Origin of the sequence: Streptomyces sp. NPDC050264, from assembly GCF_040655895.1 — a bacterium.
Classification (GTDB): Bacteria; Actinomycetota; Actinomycetes; order Streptomycetales; family Streptomycetaceae; genus Streptomyces.
The window spans coordinates 158571-178432 of the sequence record NZ_JBFAKV010000007.1; the positions used below are offsets into that span (position 1 = coordinate 158571).

Genomic DNA, 19862 nt, shown 5'->3' on the forward strand with positions numbered 1-19862 from the left:
CCTGCCGGCCGGGTCCTGCTGCGCGCAGGTCCTCGCGCCCCCGAGATGCGCACCGTGTGCGCCATCTCGGGGGCGCGGGGCTGTACCGGTCAGCGGAGCAGCACGCCCGGCCCACCCGCCCGATCCAGCTCCAGAACCCACACCTCGTTGACCCCTTCCCGCAGCACCGGACCCGGCACATACAACGAACCCTGCGGCCCCGCCGACCAGTAGCGGCCCAGGCAGAATCCGTTCACCCACGCGAACCCCCGCTCCCAGCCCGGGAGTTCGAGCACGGCGTCCCCGGGGCCGGACACCTCGAACGAACCCCGGTACAGCCCTCGCGACCCGTCGCCCGGCGCGGCGGACGGCAGAGAAGCCACCCGGTCCGGCGTGAACGCGTCGAGCCGCAGCCCTCGCGCCCGCACCCCGTGCAGGTACTGCCGCTCGTGCAGCAGCCCGCCCGTGATCCCCTTCGGCTCGCCAGTGCGCGGCCCGTAGTTGACCCGGCCCAGCGACTCCACCCACAGCTCCACGCGCGCGTGCCCCGCGACGGGCTCCGCGAGGGCAGGCTCCTCCTCCGTGAGCACCCCGGCCCGCTCCCCGTCGACGTACACGACCGCCAGGTCCCGCAGCCCGTTCGCCCGCAACGGATACGGCTGACGCGGCCCCGGCACGGTCACCGCGTACCGCACCAGGCCCCGGTCCACGTCCAGCTCCTCGAACGACGGCGGCACCGCATGCTCCGACTCCGGGCCGCCCAGCGCCTCCAGCACACCCTCCAACGGTGTGAACGCGGTCAGCTCGGCCGTCACAGGGCCGGACAGTGCCGCCGGCGGCCCCGGCACCTCCGGCAGCGGCTGCGTCGCGTACCGGCCGAGGACCTCCCGGAACAGCCAGAACTTCTCGGTGGGGCGGCCGAACTCGTCGATCGGCGCGTCATAGTCGTACGACGTGACATCCGGCTCCAGCGGCCCGTCGTGCAACTCCCCGCCCCGGTTCGCCCCCGCCCAGCCCCCGAAGCTCGTCCCGCCGTGCGCCATGTACAGATTCACCGACGCCCCGCATTCCAGGATCTCCCGCAGCGCCTGGGCCGCGTCCGCCGGATCCCGTACGACGTGCTCGGCGCCCCAGTGGTCGAACCAGCCGCACCAGAACTCCATGCACATCAGCGGCCCCTCGGGGCGGTGCCTGCGCAGCGTCGCGAACCCCTCGCGCGCGTGGGAGCCGAAGTTCGCCGTCGCGAGGACGCCCGGAATCGAGCCGCCGGTGAGCATGTGGTCCTCGGGCCCGTCCGAGGTGAACAGCGGTACTGTCACGCCGAGTTCGACAAGAAGGTCGGCAAGGGCCCGCAAGTAGAGAGCGTCCGAGCCGTAACTGCCGTATTCGTTCTCCACCTGCACCATGATCACCGGGCCGCCCCGGTCGATCTGCCGCTCCACGATGTACGGCAGCAGCACCCGGAACCAGCGCTCCACCGCCGCCGAGAACTCCGCATCCCTGGTACGGATCCGCGCCCCCAACGGACCCGTCACCCAGTGCGGCAGCCCCCCGTTCTCCCACTCGGCACACATGTAGGGCCCCGGCCGGGCGATCACCCACAGCCCCGCCTCGTGTGCCGCGTCCAGGAAGCGGCCCACCGCCGCCGCATCGCGCACCTCACCAGGACGTGGCTCGTGCAGATTCCACGGGATGTACGTCTCCACACAGTTCAGGCCCATCGCCTTCAGCATCCGCAACCGGTGCGCCCACTGCCCCTCGTGCACCCGGAAGTAGTGCAAGGCGCCCGACAACAGCCGCACCGGCCCGCCGTCCACCTCGAAGTCGTCCTCGCCCACCCTGAACTCGGCCATCACGTGCTCCTCCGTGCCTGATAGGCGCCTCACCTACCGGCCGCCACCTTCACCTCTGGCGGGCGACGGGGTCCATGGACAAAGATCGGCTGGTGTTGGACGCGGGACCGCACCCCCGACGCCACATTTCAGGACAAGCGCCATGGGAGGGGACACATGTCCACGTACCACACCTGGATGCGGTACTTCACACCCAGCCCGGTCCACCACCGACTCGGCCTCGTCTGCCTCGGCGTGGGGCTCCAGCACGGACTGCTGCCGACTGTCGGACCCCGCACCCTCGACCACCACGTGGCCGTCGTCGTCACCGCCGGAAGCGGCTGGTTCCAGGCCGCCGACGGCCGCCGGGCCCCCGTGACCGCACCCGCCCTCATCTGGCTCACCCCGGGCCGCCCCCACCACTACGGAGCCGACGCCGGCACCGGCTGGGACGAGTGCTTCGTCGACTTCACCGGACCCGCCACCACCACCTACACCGAACTCGGCTACATCGAGCCCGACCGGCCCCTCGTGCCCCTCTCCGACGCCGCCCCGGCCCGCGCCGCCGTCGGCCGCATCGCCCGCGCCGCCCGCCGCGGCAACCCCCTCCTGGAAGTGGAGACCGGCGCCGCCGTCCACGAACTCCTCGTCGCCCTGCGCCGCGCCCGCGCCGACATCGCCCCCGACGGCGACCCCGTACTCCAGGCCCTCGCCCGCGACGCCTTCCAGCCGCTGTCCGTCGCCGAACACGCCGCCCGGCACGGCATGACCCCCGCCGAACTGCGCACCGCCGTCCGCAGAGGCGCCGGCTGCAGCCCCAAGGACTACCTCCTCGGCATCCGCCTGGGCCGCGCCAAGGAACTCCTCGCCGCCACCGAACTCCCCGTCGCCGCCGTCGCCCGCCGCGTCGGCTACGACGACCCCGCCTACTTCTCCCGCCTCTTCACCCGCCGCGTCGGCACCGCACCCGTCCGCTTCCGCGAACAACAGGGCCGCGCCGTACCCGGCGGCTGGTCCGACACAATCCCCGACCCCGACGACCCGCCCATGCTCCACGTAGGCTGACCCGTCATGACCTCCAGCAAGCCACAGGCAGTCGATCCCGAGGTGCGCGCCGAACTCGGCCGGCTCCGCGACAGCATCGACAACATCGACGCCGCCGTCGTCCACATGCTCGCCGAACGCTTCAAATGCACGCAGCAGGTAGGACACCTCAAGGCCGAACACGAGCTGCCTCCGGCGGACCCGGCACGGGAGTCCCGCCAGATCGAACGCCTCCGCCAGCTCGCCGAGAACGCGAAACTGGACCCGGCGTTCGCGGAAAAGCTCCTGAACTTCATCATCAGCGAGGTCATCCGCCACCACGAACAGATCGCCGCGAAGGCAAGCCCCTCCGGAGGCGCCCCCCAGCACTAGGGCCCTGGCCGGGCAAGACCGAGGAGCAACAGGCCGCCGGGGGCAGGGCCCCGCGGCCTCGGCGCCCACCGGGCCGCACTGTCCCGAAGCCGACGGCATCCGGCAGCATAGATCCATGTCCGTACTGACGCGCGACGAAGCGCAAACCCGAGCCCGGCTGATCGACGTCCAGCGGTACACCGTCGACCTCGATCTGACCCGCGGCAGCCACACCTTCGACTCCCGAACCGTGATCCGGTTCACCGCGCGCGCCGCAGGCACCACCTTCGTCGAGCTCAAGCCCGCCGAACTGCGCTCCGTCACCCTCGACGGACACCCCCTCGACCCCGCCACCCTCGACGGCAACCGGCTGCCCCTCACCGGCCTCACCGAAGGCCCCCACGAGCTGCGCCTCGACACCGCCATGCGCTACTCGCACACCGGCGAGGGCATGCACCGCTTCACCGACCCCACCGACGGCGAGAGTTACGTCTACACGCAGCTGTTCATGGAAGACGTCCAGCGCGTCTTCGCCGCCTTCGACCAGCCCGACCTGAAGGCCCGCTTCGACCTCACCGTCACCGCCCCCGAAGGCTGGACCGTCCTCACCAACAGCGTCGTCGAGCACCTGGGGGAGGGCAGGTGGCAGGCCGCCACCACCCCGCCGCTCTCCACCTACCTCGTCGCCGTCGCCGCCGGACCCTGGCACTCCGTACGCACCGAACACCGCGGCCTCCCCTTCGGCCTGCACTGCCGCCGCTCCCTCGCGCCCCACCTCGACGCCGACGCCGACGAGATCCTCGACATCACACGCGCGTGCTTCGACCGCTACCACGAGAAGTTCGAGGAGCCCTACCCCTTCGACTCCTACGACCAGGCGTTCGTCCCCGAGTTCAACGCCGGCGCCATGGAGAACCCCGGACTCGTCACCTTCCGCGACGAGTACGTCTACCGCTCCGCCGTCACCGACACCGAACGCCAGACCCGCGCCATGGTCATCTCCCACGAAATGGCCCACATGTGGTTCGGCGACCTCGTCACCCTCCAATGGTGGGACGACATCTGGCTGAACGAGTCGTTCGCCGAGTACATGGGCTACCAGACCCTCACCGAAGCGACCCGCTTCACCGACACCTGGGTCGACTTCGGCGTCGCCCGCAAGTCCTGGGGCTACGACGCCGACCAGCGCCCCTCCACCCACCCCGTCGCCCCCGAAGCCGTCGAGGACACCGCCGCCGCCCTCCTCAACTTCGACGGGATCTCCTACGCCAAGGGCGCCAGCGCCCTGCGCCAACTCGTCACCTGGCTCGGCGAGAAGGACTTCCTCGCCGGCATCAACACCCACTTCAAGCGCCACAAGTTCGCCAACGCCACCCTCGCCGACTTCATCGACTCCCTCGCCTCCCACACCGACCGGGACGTGCACGCCTGGGCCGACGCATGGCTGCGCACCACCGGCGTCGACACCCTCACCGCCACCGTCACCACCGACGACACCGCATGGCACCTCGACCTGGGCAACCACGGCAGCCCCGGCGTGTGGACCGGCCCCGACCCGGCCGAGGACCGCGACGGCCTCACCCACCTGACCACCCTCGCCTCCCCGCCCGCGACCCGCCCGCACCGCATCACCATCGGCCTCTACGACGCGGACCCCGGCGACCCGCACCGACTGACCCCGCGCAGCCGCCTGGAGGCCGACATCGAAGCCACCGGCGGCGGCATCGGGTTCTCCTCCCACGGCCCCCGCCCCGCCCTCTTCGTCCTCAACGACGGCGACCTCACCTACGCCAAGATCCGCCTCGACCCCGCCTCCCAGGAAGCCGCCCTGCGCCACCTCTCCGGCGTCCCCGACCCCCTCACCCGCGCCGTCCTGTGGAACAGCCTGCGCGACATGGTCCGCGACGGCGAACTCGAACCCGCCGCCTACCTGGAGACCGTCGCCACCCACCTCCCCGCCGAGACCGACCTCGCCCTCGTCCAGGGCGTCCTCGCCTTCGCCCACGCCCAGGTCGCCGACCGCTTCAGCACCCCCGCCGAGCGGCCCGCCGCCCTCGCCCTCCTCACCACCCTGTGCGAGGACCTGCTGCGCCGCACCGAGAACGGCGACAACCCCGGCCTGCGCCTCACCGCCGCACGCCACTACATCGACACCGCCCAGCACGCCGACACCATCCGCGGCTGGCTCGACTCCGGCGCCGTCACCGGCGGTCCCGACCTCGACCCCGAACTGCGCTGGCGCATCCTCGGCCGCCTCAGCGTCCTCGGCGCCATCGACGACGCCGTCATCGACGCCGAACTCGCCCACGACCCCAGCGCCACCGGACAAGAGGGCGCCGCCCGCTGCCGCGCCGCCCTGCCCGACCCCCAGGCCAAAGAAGCCGCCTGGGCCGCCCTGTTCACCACCGACCCCGAACAGGAACTCTCCAACTACCTGTTCATCGCCACCGCCCAGGGCTTCTGGCAACCCGAACAGACGGACCTCCTGCGCCGCTACGTACCCCGCTACTTCACCGAAGCCACCGCCCTCGCCGCCCGCCGCGGCCCCGCCATCGCCGAGGCCGCCGGACGCCACGCGTTCCCCGCCCACGCCATCGACGAGGACGCCCTGCGCCTCGGCGAAAGGTGCCTGGCCGAAAGCAGCCCCACCCCGGCCCTGCGCCGCAAGCTCGCCGACCAACTCGACGACCTGTCACGGGCCTTGAAGGTCAGGGCGGCCCAGAACTCCTGAAGCGCAGGCCGGCGCCGCCGGAGCCGGCCCTGCCCGCCCCCCGGACCCGAACTCCCGCGGGCCCGGGGGAGTCCCTGCCCTATACACCATCAACACGCTCTCCCCGTACAGGAGTACCCCTTTCGGGTCGTCCTCCCCGATTTGCCAAGGGTGCCCTTCCCAAAGGTCCAAGACTGGTGCAGCCCCACCGGCCACGCACCCGAAGGACCCCGCATGAGCAGTACGCCGCCCCTCGCCGGAGGCATCCAGGGCCCCGACGCCCTGCGGCCACTGCTCACCACCGTCCTCGACGCCCTCCACGAAGGCGCCGCCCTCCGCGGCGGCCCCCTCCCCGCCGGCGGGCCCGACGCCGTCGCCGCCCGACTGCGCGACCGGGCCGGGACCGTACTGCCCGAGCACGGAACCGGCGCCGACGAAGCCCTGCGCACCCTCGTCACCGCCCTCACCGAAGGCGCCGCCGACCCCGCCGACCCTCTGTGCGCCGCTCACCTGCACTGCCCCCCGCTCGCCGTCGCCACCGCCGCCGACCTCGCCGCGAGCGCCCTCAACCCCTCCATGGACTCCTGGGACCAGGCCCCCGCCGCCTCCGCCCTCGAAGACCTCGTGACCGCGACCCTCGCCCGCGAGGTGTACGGCGAGGCCCACGACGGAAAGGCCCCCGCCGACGCCCTCGTCACCACCGGCGGTACCGAGGCCAACCAACTCGCCGTCCTCCTCGCCCGGGAGACCACCCGTCACCCCGGCCCCCTCCAACTCCTCGTCGGAGCCAACGCCCACCACAGCCTCGCCCGCGCCGCCTGGCTGCTCGGCCTGCCCGACCCCCTCACCGTGCCCGCCCCCACCGGCACCCTCGACCCCGCCGCCCTCGACGAAGCCCTCACCGACCTCCCCGGGCCCAAACTCGTCGCCGCCACCGCGGGCACCACCGACGCCGGCCTCATCGACCCGCTCCCCGAGATCGCCGACGTCTGCGAACGGCACGGCGCACGCCTGCACATCGACGCCGCCTACGGAGCGGGCCTCCTCCTCAGCACCCGCCACCGCGCCCGGCTCGACGGCCTCGCCCGCGCCCACACCGTCACCCTCGACCTGCACAAACTCGGCTGGCAGCCCGTCGCCGCGGGACTCCTCGCCGTACGCGACCCCGCCGACGTGAACGCCCTCACCTACCAGGCCGACTACCTCAACGCCGACGACGACACCGAAGCCGGCCTGCCCGACCTCCTCGGCCGCTCCCTGCGCACCACCCGCCGCCCCGACATCCTCAAGATCGCCGTCACCCTCAAAGCCCTCGGACGCACCGGACTCGGCGCCCTCACCGACCAGGTCATCGACGTCGCCCACCACCTGGCCCGCCTCGTCGACAGCCACCTCGGCTTCGAGCTGTACGACACCCCCACCCTCTCCACCGTCCTGTTCCGGCCCCGCGGCGCGAGCGACGAGACCATCGCCGCCATCCGCCGCGGCCTGCTCACCGAAGGCCGCGCCGTCCTCGGCCGGGCCCGCACCGACGACGGCACCCTCTGGCTCAAAGCCACGCTGCTCAACCCGCACACCGAACCGGGCGACCTCGCCGCCCTCCTGAAACTGGTGGAAGGACACACGACCCGATGAACGCCGTGCCAGCCGAGCGCGCCCCGCACCCCACCCCGCCCACCGAAGCACCCCGCGACCTCGTCGGCGTCGGCATCGGCCCCTTCAACCTCTCCCTCGCCGCGCTCGCCCACCCCCTCACCGAACTCGACACCGCCTTCTACGACCAGGGCCCCGCCTTCCACTGGCACCCCGGCCTGCTCATCGAGGGCGCCACCCTCCAAGTCCCCTTCCTCGCCGACCTGGTGACCCTCGCCGACCCCACCAGCCACTGGTCATTCCTCAACTACCTCAAAACCCAGCAGCGCCTCTTCCCCTTCTACTTCGCCGAGCAGTTCCACATCCAGCGCGCCGCCTACGACGCCTACTGCCGCTGGGTCAGCGAGAACCTCCCCGGCCTGCACTTCTCCCACCAGGTCGACGCCGTCCGCTGGAACAGCGAACGCGCCCTGTTCGAAGTCGACTACACCCGGCTCGACGCCGACGGAGAAGCCGAAGCCCTCGGCCGCACCTACACGAAGAACGTCGCACTCGGAGTCGGCACCGAGCCCCACGTCCCCGAGCCGCTCAGGCCCCTCGCCGACGCACCCACCGTGCCCGTCTTCCACTCCGCCGACTACCTCACCCACCGCGAGCGCCTGCTCGCCGCCGAGCACATCACCGTCATCGGCTCAGGACAGTCCGGCGCCGAAATCTTCCTCGACCTGCTCCGCGCCCGCCCCGCAGGCCACGAGAAACTCCACTGGCTCACCCGCACCGACGCCTTCGCGCCCATGGAGTACTCCAAACTCGGCCTCGAACACTTCACGCCCGACTACACCCGCTACTTCCACCAGCTCCCCGAAGACGAGCGCGACCACCTCGTCCCCGCCCAATGGCAGCTCCACAAGGGCATCGACGCCGACACCATCACCGCCATCCACGAAGAGCTCTACCGGCGCACCCTGAACGGCGGCTGGCCCGACGCCACCCTCACCCCCGGCGTCAGCGTCCGCACCGCGGGACGCGTCGCCACCACCAAAGTCGAACTCCACCTCGAACACCGGCGCCAGGGCTCCCGCTCCCGCCTCACCACCGACGCCGTCATCCTCGCCACCGGCTACAAGGAGCGCCCCCTCGGCCAGCTCCTCGCCGGACTCGACCCCTACCTCCGCCGCGACCGCGCCGAACGCCCGCGCATCGACGCACAGTTCCGCCTCGTCCTCGACGAATCCGTACGCGGAGCGGTCTACGTACAGAACGCCGAACGCCACACCCACGGCGTCGGCGCCCCCGACCTCGGCCTCGCCGCCTGGCGCAGCGCCACCATCCTCAACACCCTCACCGGCAAGGACCCCTACCCCCAGCCCGAACGCACCGCCTTCACCACCTTCGGCCTCACCGGACACGAAAACCGCGCCCCCCGGCCCGGACACCGGGCAGGAGAACGCGGTCAACTCATCGAACTCCAGGGATAGCCCCAGGGCTAGAACACCGGCGTCCCGTCCCGCGTCAGCCTCCAGTCCACCGACGCGAAATCGGCCGGGTCGAGGACGCCCTTCGCCGTCACCCACTCCGCGATCCGCGTCCGGATCTCCGTCGACTCCGACCACAGCTCCTGCGCCGCCGCCACATGCGGGAACGCGCCACCACCGTTGGCCCGGTAGTTGTTCACCGCGAACACGAACTGCGCCGCGTCGTCCAGCTCGGCACCGTCGAACTTCACGTTCTTGATCCGCGCACCCGGCGCCTGCGCGATGTCGATGTCGTACGTCAGCCCCGACACGTAGTCGTAGTTGTAGTCCGGACGGTCCCCGGCATTCGTCAGCTTCTCGACGTCCACCACCGCGCCCGCCGCCGTCTGCACGAAGTACTGCGCCGAGAACTCCAGGTACGCCCGCACCTGCGCACCGGTCAGCAACTTCGCCACCAGCGTGTTGTCGTACACGTACAGGCTCGACAGGTCGCGGATCGTGACCTCACCGGCCGGGATCTCCGACGTACGCGAGAATGGCGACGCCTGCGACAGCACCGGCAGCGACGCGTACTGCGTCGACTTCAGCGCCTCCGTCACCACATCCGCCTGCACCTTGTTGATCAGGTCGATGATCGGCGCGTCCTTGTAACGGGCATCCACCGTGGTCAGCGTCGTCGTCGCCTGCCCCACCACCTGGTTCACGTACTTCACGACGAGCGCGTGCTCGTCCTTCAGCAGCCGGGTGATCTTCGGGTCATCGGCCACCGAGTTCGAGTTCAGCAGCTTCGACGACACCGACGCCACCGTCCAACGGCCCTTCTCCCACTCCAGCTCGAAGTCGAAGAGAGCCAGCCGCTCCGCGAAGCACAGCGGCTCCGACAGCACGACCGGCTTGCCCGTCTTCTCGTTCTTCACCACCTGCTGCTCGATCTCCACGTGCGCGTGCCCGACCAGGATCGCGTCGATCCCCGGGACCTTCGCCGCCATGTTCGCCGCCGCGTTCTCCACATACGGCAGCTGATCGCCCCACGACGACGTGCCCGACGCCCCCGTGTGCGCCGACACGATCACCACGTCCGCACCCATCGAGCGCAGCTTCGGCACCCACAGCGCGGCCTGCTCCTCGATACCGGGGAACTTCAGCACGCCCTGCACATACGCCTTGTCCCAGATCGCGATCCCCGGGTTGGTCAGCCCCAGGATCGCCACCTTCACGTCCTTGCCGTGCGGCGTCCGCAGCTTCTTGATGACATACGGCGCGAACGCCGGCTTCTCCGTCTTCGCGTCCACCGCGTTCGCCCCGAGCAGCGGGAACTTCAGCTGCGACTCGAACTTGCGCAGCGTGTCGATGCCGTAGTTGAACTCGTGGTTGCCCAGCACCGCCGCGTCATAACCGATGGCGTTCATCGCCTGCGCCATCGGGTGCACCGGACCACCCTTCGCGGTGATCGGCTCCACGCGCGCGAAGTAGTACGTCAACGGCGTGCCCTGAATCGTGTCGCCCGCGTCGATCAGCAGCGTGTTGCCACGCCCCTTCTCCTCACGCACCTGCTTCACCAGCGTCGAGATCCGCGACAGACCCTGCGCGTTGCCCGCCGCGTCCGTGTACTCGGCGTCCTTGTAGTAATCCCAGTTGAACGCGTGACCGTGCAGGTCGGTCGTGCCCATGACGGTGAAGGAGTACCGCTTCTGCTTCCCGTGCCCATGTCCATGGCCGTGGCCCCGCTCCGCGGCCTCGGCGCCGGGCGCGGCCACGGCACCTGTCAGCGCCACCCCCACACCCGTCGCGGCGGACTGTCCCAGAAACTTCCTGCGGTTCAACGGCATCTCTGTACTCCTCGGGGCACCACTGGCTGAGAATCAACGCGGTCAACACACGTGTAACGCGCGTAGATTCTGGCGCAGAACACACCTCCCGCAACACCCCCCGCAGGTTTCGATCGGATGACCAGACGCTGTCGAAACCCGGTGGGACAGGGGGACCATGTCCCCCACACCACCCGAACCGACACGTATCGGCACGCCCCACGCGCCCCCGAGAGCCCACTAAAAGCGCCCCGATTCGCTCATCGGAGCAGCACCGCGCGCAAATTCAAAACTTAGCGGGTGTTTGTCAATAGCCCTTCATATGAACGTTGTTGGGTAGTCACCCCCGGCCAATTCCCTACCCACCGGTAAGCCCTAGGCTCGAACCATGCGCCGAGCAAAGATCGTCTGTACCCTGGGCCCCGCCACCGACTCGTACGAGCAGATCAAGGCACTCGTCGAAGCCGGAATGGACGTAGCCCGCTTCAACCTCAGCCACGGCACCTACGCCGAGCACGAGGAGCGCTACCAGCGCGTGCGAAAGGCCTCCGAGGAAACCGGCCGCAGCGTCGGAATCCTCGCCGACCTTCAAGGCCCGAAGATCCGACTCGGCCGCTTCATCGAAGGTCCCGTACTCCTTGAACGCGGCGACACGTTCACCATCACCGTCGAAGACGGCATCGAAGGGGACCGCCGGCGCTGCGGCACCACCTACAGCGGCCTCGCCGAAGACGTCACCCCCGGCGAACTCATCCTCGTCGACGACGGCAAGGTCAGCCTCGAAGTCACCGGAGTCGACGGCCCCCGCGTCCACACCGAGGTCGTCGAAGGCGGCATGGTCTCCGACCACAAAGGCCTCAACCTCCCCGGCGTAGCCGTCTCCGTCCCCGCACTCTCCGACAAGGACGAAGCAGACCTCCGCTGGGCCCTGCGCATCGGTGCCGACGTCATCGCCCTCTCCTTCGTACGCAGCGGACGCGACATCGAAGACGTCCACCGCATCATGAACGAAGAAGGCCGCCGCCTTCCCGTCATCGCCAAGGTGGAAAAGCCGCAAGCCGTCGACAACATCGACGACATCGTCGCCGCATTCGACGGCATCATGGTCGCCCGCGGCGACCTCGGCGTCGAAATGCCACTCGAACAAGTCCCGATCGTGCAGAAGCGCGCCATCAAACTCGCCAAGCGCAACGCGAAGCCCGTCATCGTCGCCACCCAAATGCTCGACTCGATGATCGACAATTCGCGCCCCACCAGGGCCGAGGCCAGCGACGTCGCCAACGCCGTCATCGACGGCACGGACGCCGTCATGCTCTCCGGCGAGACCAGCGTCGGCAAATACCCGATCGAGACCGTCAAGACCATGGGCCGCATCGTCGAAGCCGCCGAGGAGGACATCCTCGCCAACGGCCTCCCGCCCCTCACCGACCGCAACAAGCCCCGCACCCAGGGCGGCGCCGTCGCCCGCGCCGCGGCCGAGATGGGCGACTTCGTCGGCGCCAAGTTCCTGGTCGCCTTCACCCAGTCCGGCGACACCGTCAGGCGCCTCTCCCGCTACCGCTCCCCGATCCCGCTCCTCGCCTTCACCCCCGAGAAGGCCACCCGCTCCCAGCTCAACCTCACCTGGGGCGTCGAGACCTTCCTCGGCCCGCACGTCGACTCCACCGACGCCATGGTCGCCCAGGTCGACGAGGAACTCCTGAAGATCGGCCGCTGCCGGAAGGGCGACGTCGTCGTCATCACGGCCGGCTCCCCGCCCGGCGTCGCCGGCTCCACCAACCTCGTCCGCATCCACCACATCGGCGAGGACGACAGCCCCAAGTAGCAGTTCTTCATACGAAGTCGGGGCCGCACCCGGCGATCAAGGGTGCGGCCCCGATGCACGCCCCCGGCGATCCCGGCGGCGCCGGCGACTACGGCGTCACGATGGCGAACCCCGGATCCGGCTTGTCCACCACCACCAGGAGCTTCTGCAACAGCGACGCGTCGCCCGAGACCTCGATGTCGCCCAACCCCTTCCCACCCAGCAGCGCCAGCAACTGCGGCTTGGTCATGGTCAGCGTCACCCCCGCACCGCTGTCCGCCACCGCATCACTCTTGTACGTCAACACACCGTTCTGCAGGGTCAAGTGGTACACCGCCTTCAAGGCCGGGAAACTCCAGTCCATCCGGACCCGCAGATCCCACGCCTTCGGACCATTGATCCGAATCGCCACCGAGTCGATGAGCTGATCCACACTCAACGCCATCATCATCGTCGGACCGACCGTCGTGGACTCCGCCGGCTTCACCCCGTCCGTCAACTCCATGGCCCCGGTGAGATAGAAGTTCCGCCACACCGCGTTCTCGGTCGCGTACCCCAACTTCGTGTACACGCGCGCCAGTTCAGCCTTGGCCTCCTTGTGGTCCGGGTCGGCGAACACCACATGATTCAGCAACGTCGCCGCGAACCGCAGATCCCCGCCCCGCGCGAACGCCTTCGCCTTCACCACCGTCGCCGCCCGCCCGCCCATCGCCCGCACATACCGCTTCGCCTCATCCACCGGCGTGTGCTCCCACAGATGGGCCGGGTTGGCATCGAACCACCCCATGTACCGCTGATAGATCCCCTTCACGTTGTGACTCAGCGATCCGTAATAGCCGCGGTTCGCCCACCCCCGCAGCGCGGGCGGCAACGCGATCTCCTCCGCGATCTCCCGGCCCGTCATCCCCAGATTGATCATCCGCAACGTCTGATCATGCATGTACGCATACAAGTCCCGCTGCTCGGTGAGCAGTTCGGTGATCTCCGCACCACCCCACGTCGGCCAGTGATGCGATGCGAACGCCACATCGACACGACCCCCGAAGAGATCAATGGACTCGTTGAGATAGTGGGCCCACTCACGCGCGTCCCGCACCTGCGCGCCACGCAACGTGATGACGTTGTGCATCGTGTGCGTCGCGTTCTCCGCCATGCACACGGCCCGCAGCTCCGGAAAGACGAAGTTCATCTCCGCCGGCGCCTCTGTACCCGGCGTCATCTGAAACTCGATCCGCACCCCGTCGAACGTCTCGACCTGACCCGTCTCCGTGATGCTCTCGGTCGGAGCAATGAGCCCGACCGTACCCAGCGACACGTTCTGACCCAGCCCGCAACCGATCTGCCCCTTCGCCGACTTGGGGAGCTGCGCCCCGTACATGTAGCCGGACCGGCGCGTCATCGCCGTACCCGCGTACACGTTCTCCGAGACGGCGTGCTCCAGGAACCCCTCCGGCGCGACCACCGGCACGTCCCCCGCACCGTCCGGCAGCACACCGTAGGCGCCGCCGAAATGGTCGACGTGCGGGTGCGTGTAGATCAGCGCCGTCACCTTCTTGCCGGCGGCGTCGCGGTGGTCCCGGTACAGCTTCAGCGCGGCGGCCGCCGTCTCGGCGGAGATCAGGGGGTCGATGACGATGAGTCCGGTGTCGCCCTCGACGATCGTCATGTTCGAGAGGTCGAGCCCACGGACCTGATAGATCCGGTCGGTGACCTTGTACAGGCCTTGTTTGCTTGCCAGTTGGGACTGCCGCCACAGGCTCTTGCTGGCGGTGCCCGGGGCGTCCTTCTTGAGGAACCCGTACGCGTCGTTGTCCCAGACGACCTTGCCGTCCGCGTTCTTGACGACGCCCGGGGTGAGCGCGGCGATGAATCCCTTGTCGGCGTTGTCGAAGTCGGCGGTGTCGTCGTAATCCAGGCCGCTCTCGTCCGTAGCGCTGGTGTTCTCGCTTGAGCCCGCGGCGAAGGCGGACTGGGGGCTCACGGCAACGGCGGCCGCGGCGGCGCCTGCGGCGGCGGCGACGAAGTGGCGCCGGTTGATCGGGCTCATGCGTACCTCTTCGGACGACGGGGGGTGAGTGTGATCCCGAACATCGTGGGAGGGGGATGGGAGGGTCAAGGGTTGCCGGGGATATTGGGGCAGGTCCCAGGGGGTGGGGGTGGGCGTTGTGACCGGTCATATTGCGGCTCAGCGCTGGGGGGTCCAGGTGGGTGTCCATGAGGACGACGTCTGCTTCGCGGGCGACCGAGATGTTGTACGGGTTCCCGTGGCGCGTGCAGTGGGTCCAGCTGACGCCCAGCTCGTCGAGGGTGTCGGTGCAGAGCTGCCGGACGCAGTCGGACTTGTTGGTGAAGAAGTACCGGGGATATTCGTAGCGCTTACGCTCGCCGCCGACCAGCCGAGTGGTCCAGTTCGTGATCGGCAGCCGTCGGAATGGACCAGACCCCGGATGGACTCCCACGGGTGGGCGTCGACGATCTCCTGCTGCCACGGCTCGAGTCTGATGGTGCGGTCATGCTTCTTGCCAGGCCCGTGCTGGGGAAACATGCAGGTCCAGTGCTTTGTGTGTGACTTCACCTCCGTGCAGCCGCTCCTGTCGCGGCGACTGACGCGAGGGAGGGGCATGACCCGGCGCAGGGCATGTTCTGCGGCGGCAAACAGACCGAGCTGTGGCGTCGCGGAAGATGGACAGGTGGTGCTGCTCGGGCTTCGAGATGATGTGGCCGTCGCCCAGGTGCGGAGCCAGCAAGTACGAGTAGGCGGTCTTGTCGAATCCGCAGCCTGTGCAACGGGGACAGCCGGTGACCCCTTGGCGTACCAGTGCGATGGCTCGGGCCCGGGGCGAAGGGTCGTGCTGTTCCATGCGGACACCGTGCGTGACCATCCGTGACGCCGCGCAGCAAAAAAGCGGATGTTCACGAGAATGTGAACATCCGCTTCTGGAAAGTGTGCCGGGTATGGGATTCGAACCCACATGTCCTTTCGGACAGAGGTGTTTGAGACCTCCGCGTCAGCCAGTTGCGCCAACCCGGCTCAGCACTGCCGTGAGTGTACCGGGTCATGCCCCAGAGACGCAGCTAGGTACCCTTTAGGACAGCAGCACCCCAGCCTGCCGAACAAGGAGCGCCCCCGTGACCGCCCCCGAGTCGCCCCAGCCCGTAGACGCCGCCGACGACGACAAGTCGCACGTCCCGCCGCTGACGACCCGTGTCGTCATCGCCGAGGACGAGGCCCTGATCCGTCTCGACCTCAAGGAGATGCTCGAAGAAGAGGGCTACACCGTCGTGGGCGAGGCCGGCGATGGTGAGCAGGCCGTCGAACTGGCTCGTGAGCACAAGCCGGACCTCGTGATCCTGGACGTGAAGATGCCGAAGATGGACGGCATCAGCGCGGCGGAGAAGATCGCGGAGGAGTCGATCGCGCCGGTGCTGATGCTGACGGCGTTCTCGCAGCGGGACCTGGTCGAGCGGGCCCGGGACGCGGGCGCGATGGCGTACCTCGTGAAGCCGTTCAGCAAGAGTGACGTCGTGCCGGCGATCGAGATGGCCGTGTCGCGGTTCACGGAGTTGAAGACGCTGGAGCAGGAGGTCGCGGACCTCACGCAGCGCCTGGAGACGCGGAAGCTGGTGGACCGGGCGAAGTCGGTTCTGCAGACGGAGTACGGGCTGACGGAGCCGGCGGCGTTCCGGTGGATCCAGAAGACGTCGATGGACCGCAGGCTGTCGATGCAGCAGGTGGCGGAGGCGGTCATCGAGGACGCCGCGGAGAAGAAGGCGTCGAAGGGCTGACGGCCCGGAGTTCGAGTACCTCGCGATGAGGCCCGCATCCCGATCATGTGTATCGGGGTGCGGGCCTCATTCGCGTACGGGGCGGAGGGGTCAGTCCTCGCCGAGGTACGCCTTCCTCACCGACTCGTCGTGGAGGAGGTCCTGGCCGGTGCCGGACAGGGCGATGGAGCCGACTTCCATGACGTGGCCCTGGTCGGCCAGGGAGAGCGCGGCCTGGGCGTTCTGTTCGACGAGGAGGATCGTCGTGCCCTGGTTCTTGAGCTCGATGATGGTCGACATGATCTTCTGCATCATGATCGGGGAGAGGCCCATGGAGGGCTCGTCCAGCATCAGGAGCTTGGGCTGGGACATGAGGGCGCGGCCCATGGCGAGCATTTGTTGTTCGCCGCCGGAGAGGGTTCCGGCGGCCTGCTTTCTGCGTTCGCCCAGGATGGGGAAGAGTTCGTAGGCGCGCTGGAGGTCCTTTTCGATGCCTGCGGCGTCTTTGCGGAGGAAGGCGCCGAGCTGCAGGTTTTCGAGGATCGACAGGCGGGGGAAGATCCTGCGGCCTTCGGGGGAGTGGGCGAGGCCCATGGCCACGATCTTGTGGGCGGGGATGCCGTTCAGCGGTTGTCCGTTGAAGGTGATCTTGCCGCTGAGTGGCTTGAGGAGTCCCGAGAGGGTGCGCAGGGTGGTGGTTTTCCCGGCGCCGTTGGTGCCGATGAGGGTGACGACCTGGCCTTCTTCGACGGTGAAGGAGATGCCTTTGACGGCTTCGATCTTGCCGTAGGCGACCTTGAGGTCTTCGACTTCCAGCAGGGCGGTCACTGGTCGGTTCCTTCCGAAGAGCCTTCCGACGTGCCCTCGGCGGCGTGGGCTTCGGCTGCCTGGACGTCTTCGAGTGCGGTGTCCTCGGGGGCGCCTTCGAAGGGGGTGCCGAGGTAGGCGGCGATGACGCGTTCGTCGCCCTGGACGACGTCGCTGGTGCCTTCGACGAGTTTTTCGCCCTGGACGAGGACGGCGACGCGGTCGCAGAGGTTGAAGATGAAGCGCATGTCGTGCTCGATGACGAGGACGGCGATGCCCTTGTCGCGGATGGCGAAGACGAGCTCTTCGGTGGCGCGGGTCTCTTGGGGGTTCATGCCGGCGGTGGGCTCGTCGAGGAGGAGCAGGCCGGGTTCGCTCGCCATGGCCCGCGCGATCTCCAGCTTTCGCTGCTCTCCGTAGGGGAGGCTGCGTGCGAGGTGGTCGCGTTTGTGGGCGAGGCCGATGAATTCGAGGAGTTCCATGGCGCGTTCCTCGGAGTGCGCCTCGGCCTTCTTGAATCCGGGGCCGCGCAGGAGTGCGGACCAGAGGCCTTCTTTTGTTCGGGTGTGGCGGCCTACGAGGACGTTTTCCAGGACGGTCATGTTGGCGAAGAGCCGGATGTTCTGGAAGGTGCGGGCCATGCCCGCCTTGGTGACGAGGTGGGGTTTGGGCGGGAGGACCGTGCCCTTGTAGGAGACCTTGCCCTCGGTCGGGATGTAGAGGCCGGTGAGGCAGTTGAAGAACGTTGTCTTGCCGGCGCCGTTGGGGCCGATGAGGCCGACGATCTCGCCTTCGTTGACGGTGAGGTCGACGGAGCGTACGGCGGTGAGGCCGCCGAAGCGCATGGTGACGTTGCTGGCTTCCAGCACGGTCCGGGTCGTCCGGGTGGTGGTCTCGGTCATGGTGGTCACGCTCCTGCCTTGGTCGCCTTGGCGGCGCCCGTGGTGCTGTCGGGCAGGCTCTGTTGTTCGGGGATGTCGAGTTGGCCGGTCTCGTGGAATTCGAGCTGCCGGCGGCGGTTGGCGATGATCCCCTCGGGGCGGAATCGCATGAGGAGGACGAGTGCGATGCCGAAGGCGAGGAGCTCGTATTCCTTGAGGAAGGTGAGCTTCTCGGGGATGAGGTAGAGGAAGGAGGCGCCGAGGAGGGGGCCGCTGACGGTGCCCATGCCGCCGAGGACGACGGCGGCGAGGAGGAACGCGGAGTTCGGTGGTGCGGCGCCCGCGAACTGGTAGGGGCTGGGGACGACGCTGTACGTGACGTGGGCGCTGACCGTGCCGGCGAGTCCGGCGAGGGTGGCGCCGAGTGCGAAGGCGATGAGTTTGACGCGGAAGCCGTTGATGCCCATGGCGGTGGCCGCTGTCTCGTCCTCGCGGATGGCGATCCAGGAGCGGCCGATACGGGAGTCGGCGGCGCGGGTGAAGACGAGGACCACCAGTGCGGTGATGAGGAGCATCAGGAAGAAGTAGTTGGCGAACCGGCCGAGGGTGAATCCGGCGACGTCGTGGCTGGCGCCGAGGTTGAACCCGAAGATTTCGAGGTCGGGGATGGAGGGGATGCCGTCCGGGCCGTTGGTGATGTCCGGGCCGGAGGAGCCGTCCATGTTGTTGACGGCGATGCGGAAGATCTCGCCGAAGCCGAGGGTGACGATGGCGAGGTAGTCGCCGCGTAGCCGCAGGGTGGGTGCGCCGATGAGGACGCCGAAGACGAGGGAGGCGGCCATGCCGGTCAACGCGGCTGCCCAGAAGGGGAATTGGACGCCGGAGAAGCGGGAGAACTCGGAGCCGGAGACGAGGGCGGCGGCGTAGGCGCCGACGCCGAGGAAGGCGACGTATCCGAGGTCGAGGAGGCCGGTCAGACCGACGACGATGTTGAGGCCGAGGGCGACGGTGGCGAAGATCAGGATGTTGACGCCGAGGTTGGCGTTGTGGTCGTCGGCCTGGGTGAAGGGGAAGATCGCCGCGGCGAGGAAGGCCATGCCGGCGGCGAAGCCTTTGTGGCGGGCGCTCAGGGTGGAGAACCGGTCGAGTTGTCCGGCGTGCACGAGGGCCCAGGCGGCGAAGAGGATGAGGAGGGCGAAGCCGACGAAGGTCTCGCTCTCCTCGTCGTTGATGCCGATGCCGTAGGTGAAGGCGATCAGGGCGAGGGCGATACCGGCGGTGATGACCAGGCGCTGTACCCAGGGCGCGAGTTCGCGGGTGGGGGCGGGCTGGTCGGGTTTGGTGAGGTAGGCCTTGACGGTGTGGCCGGGGTGGGGCAGGGCGAGGGCGCCGACGACGGGGAGCGCCGAGGCGATCACGGCAACGTAGGCGCCGGGGTCGAGGTTGGCGAGTCCGCCGAGGTCGACGGCGATGGCGATGGCCGCGAACCAGCAGACGGTGAAGGCGGCGAGGGTGGCGAGGAGGATGGGGGAGGTGGCGGCGGCGGGGTTGAGCCAGCGCAGTCCGCGTACGTCCCAGAGGCGGAGGCCGAAGAGGAGGGTGATGACTCCGGCGACGAGGGCGATGACCTGGAGGCCCGCGGGGTAGCCGTAGACGGTGAGGTCGCCGGGGAAGTCGGAGGTCCAGGTCCAGGACATGAAGGTGCTGGCGACGGTGCCGACGGCGCCGGCGGCGATCAGGATGCGCGGGGCGCCTTCGGGGAGGCTGATGAGGCCGCGGGGGGCGTCGGTCTTCTCTGGTGTGGTCATGGTGG

General features: G+C 69.1%; 13 protein-coding genes, 1 tRNA gene and 1 pseudogene. 7 read left to right on the plus strand and 8 right to left on the minus strand.

Annotation, left to right across the window (positions count from 1 at the left end; translation table 11 throughout):
- Positions 1–89: 89 nt before the first annotated feature.
- Entirely contained in the window at positions 90–1832 is a 1743-nt protein-coding gene (locus AB0J02_RS14650; RefSeq protein WP_363194002.1) for a beta-galactosidase family protein, read from the minus strand.
- 156 nt (positions 1833–1988) lie between these two features.
- Here AB0J02_RS14650 and AB0J02_RS14655 point away from each other — a divergent pair, with 156 nt between their 5' ends.
- From AB0J02_RS14655 to AB0J02_RS14675, 5 genes are all read left to right on the plus strand, one after another.
- Positions 1989–2876 carry an AraC family transcriptional regulator gene (locus AB0J02_RS14655; protein ID WP_363194003.1) on the plus strand — a complete coding sequence of 296 codons (888 nt, stop codon included), beginning with the start codon at positions 1989–1991 and terminating at the stop codon, positions 2874–2876.
- 6 nt (positions 2877–2882) lie between these two features.
- Entirely contained in the window at positions 2883–3227 is a 345-nt protein-coding gene (locus AB0J02_RS14660; protein ID WP_363194004.1) for a chorismate mutase, read from the plus strand.
- 115 nt (positions 3228–3342) lie between these two features.
- The gene (gene pepN, locus AB0J02_RS14665) at positions 3343–5937 is read left to right on the plus strand and encodes an aminopeptidase N (protein ID WP_363194005.1); all 2595 of its coding nucleotides are present in this window, start codon (positions 3343–3345) and stop codon (positions 5935–5937) included.
- Positions 5938–6150: 213 nt separating this feature from the next.
- On the plus strand, positions 6151–7551 hold the full coding sequence (locus AB0J02_RS14670) for an aminotransferase class V-fold PLP-dependent enzyme (RefSeq protein WP_363194006.1): 1401 nt from the start codon (positions 6151–6153) through the stop codon (positions 7549–7551).
- The gene (locus AB0J02_RS14675; RefSeq protein ID WP_363194007.1) at positions 7548–8987 is read left to right on the plus strand and encodes a SidA/IucD/PvdA family monooxygenase; all 1440 of its coding nucleotides are present in this window, start codon (positions 7548–7550) and stop codon (positions 8985–8987) included. Before AB0J02_RS14670 ends, AB0J02_RS14675 begins: the two co-directional genes overlap by 4 nt.
- A gap of 8 nt (positions 8988–8995) precedes the next feature.
- Here the strand turns inward: AB0J02_RS14675 and AB0J02_RS14680 are convergent, their stop codons facing one another.
- Positions 8996–10813 (minus strand): 5'-nucleotidase C-terminal domain-containing protein, encoded by a 1818-nt coding sequence (locus AB0J02_RS14680; protein ID WP_363194008.1) that lies wholly within the window; start codon positions 10811–10813, stop codon positions 8996–8998.
- A gap of 367 nt (positions 10814–11180) precedes the next feature.
- Between AB0J02_RS14680 and pyk the strand changes: the two genes are divergently transcribed.
- Positions 11181–12617 carry a pyruvate kinase gene (gene pyk, locus AB0J02_RS14685; protein ID WP_363194009.1) on the plus strand — a complete coding sequence of 479 codons (1437 nt, stop codon included), beginning with the start codon at positions 11181–11183 and terminating at the stop codon, positions 12615–12617.
- Positions 12618–12705: 88 nt separating this feature from the next.
- Here the strand turns inward: pyk and AB0J02_RS14690 are convergent, their stop codons facing one another.
- The 3 genes and pseudogenes from AB0J02_RS14690 to AB0J02_RS14700 all read right to left on the minus strand — a co-directional run bounded on the left by AB0J02_RS14690 (position 12706) and on the right by AB0J02_RS14700 (position 15627).
- Positions 12706–14643, minus strand: a complete 1938-nt coding sequence (locus AB0J02_RS14690) for an alkyl sulfatase dimerization domain-containing protein (protein ID WP_363194010.1) — start codon at positions 14641–14643, stop codon at positions 12706–12708.
- 148 nt (positions 14644–14791) lie between these two features.
- Positions 14792–15457: pseudogene (locus tag AB0J02_RS14695) on the minus strand (helix-turn-helix domain-containing protein); the annotation flags it as partial.
- Between the two features lie 86 nt (positions 15458–15543).
- Positions 15544–15627 (minus strand) — tRNA-Leu (locus AB0J02_RS14700).
- Between the two features lie 98 nt (positions 15628–15725).
- On the opposite strand from AB0J02_RS14700, the gene AB0J02_RS14705 reads away from it, so the two are divergent.
- Complete coding sequence (locus AB0J02_RS14705) at positions 15726–16382, plus strand: response regulator (RefSeq protein ID WP_363194011.1); 657 nt, start codon at positions 15726–15728, stop codon at positions 16380–16382.
- Positions 16383–16472: 90 nt separating this feature from the next.
- Here the strand turns inward: AB0J02_RS14705 and AB0J02_RS14710 are convergent, their stop codons facing one another.
- The 3 genes from AB0J02_RS14710 to AB0J02_RS14720 are packed head-to-tail and all read right to left on the minus strand — an operon-like array spanning position 16473 to position 19857.
- Positions 16473–17189 carry an ABC transporter ATP-binding protein gene (locus AB0J02_RS14710; protein ID WP_363194012.1) on the minus strand — a complete coding sequence of 239 codons (717 nt, stop codon included), beginning with the start codon at positions 17187–17189 and terminating at the stop codon, positions 16473–16475.
- Positions 17186–18070 (minus strand): ABC transporter ATP-binding protein, encoded by an 885-nt coding sequence (locus AB0J02_RS14715; protein WP_363194013.1) that lies wholly within the window; start codon positions 18068–18070, stop codon positions 17186–17188. Before AB0J02_RS14715 ends, AB0J02_RS14710 begins: the two co-directional genes overlap by 4 nt.
- 5 nt (positions 18071–18075) lie before the next feature.
- Positions 18076–19857: a branched-chain amino acid ABC transporter permease gene (locus AB0J02_RS14720; protein ID WP_363194014.1), complete on the minus strand. Its 1782-nt coding sequence runs from the start codon at positions 19855–19857 to the stop codon at positions 18076–18078.
- Between the last annotated feature and the right edge of the window lie 5 nt (positions 19858–19862).

Bases quoted from the DNA above. Each gene is read 5' to 3' on its own strand.
- AB0J02_RS14650 (WP_363194002.1), bottom strand. From the start codon at position 1,832: ATGGCCGAGTTCAGGGTGGGCGAGGACGACTTCGAGGTGGACGGCGGG.
- AB0J02_RS14655 (WP_363194003.1), top strand. From the start codon at position 1,989: ATGTCCACGTACCACACCTGGATGCGGTACTTCACACCCAGCCCGGTC.
- AB0J02_RS14660 (WP_363194004.1), top strand. From the start codon at position 2,883: ATGACCTCCAGCAAGCCACAGGCAGTCGATCCCGAGGTGCGCGCCGAA.
- pepN (WP_363194005.1), top strand. From the start codon at position 3,343: ATGTCCGTACTGACGCGCGACGAAGCGCAAACCCGAGCCCGGCTGATC.
- AB0J02_RS14670 (WP_363194006.1), top strand. From the start codon at position 6,151: ATGAGCAGTACGCCGCCCCTCGCCGGAGGCATCCAGGGCCCCGACGCC.
- AB0J02_RS14675 (WP_363194007.1), top strand. From the start codon at position 7,548: ATGAACGCCGTGCCAGCCGAGCGCGCCCCGCACCCCACCCCGCCCACC.
- AB0J02_RS14680 (WP_363194008.1), bottom strand. From the start codon at position 10,813: ATGCCGTTGAACCGCAGGAAGTTTCTGGGACAGTCCGCCGCGACGGGT.
- pyk (WP_363194009.1), top strand. From the start codon at position 11,181: ATGCGCCGAGCAAAGATCGTCTGTACCCTGGGCCCCGCCACCGACTCG.
- AB0J02_RS14690 (WP_363194010.1), bottom strand. From the start codon at position 14,643: ATGAGCCCGATCAACCGGCGCCACTTCGTCGCCGCCGCCGCAGGCGCC.
- AB0J02_RS14715 (WP_363194013.1), bottom strand. From the start codon at position 18,070: ATGACCGAGACCACCACCCGGACGACCCGGACCGTGCTGGAAGCCAGC.
- AB0J02_RS14720 (WP_363194014.1), bottom strand. From the start codon at position 19,857: ATGACCACACCAGAGAAGACCGACGCCCCCCGCGGCCTCATCAGCCTC.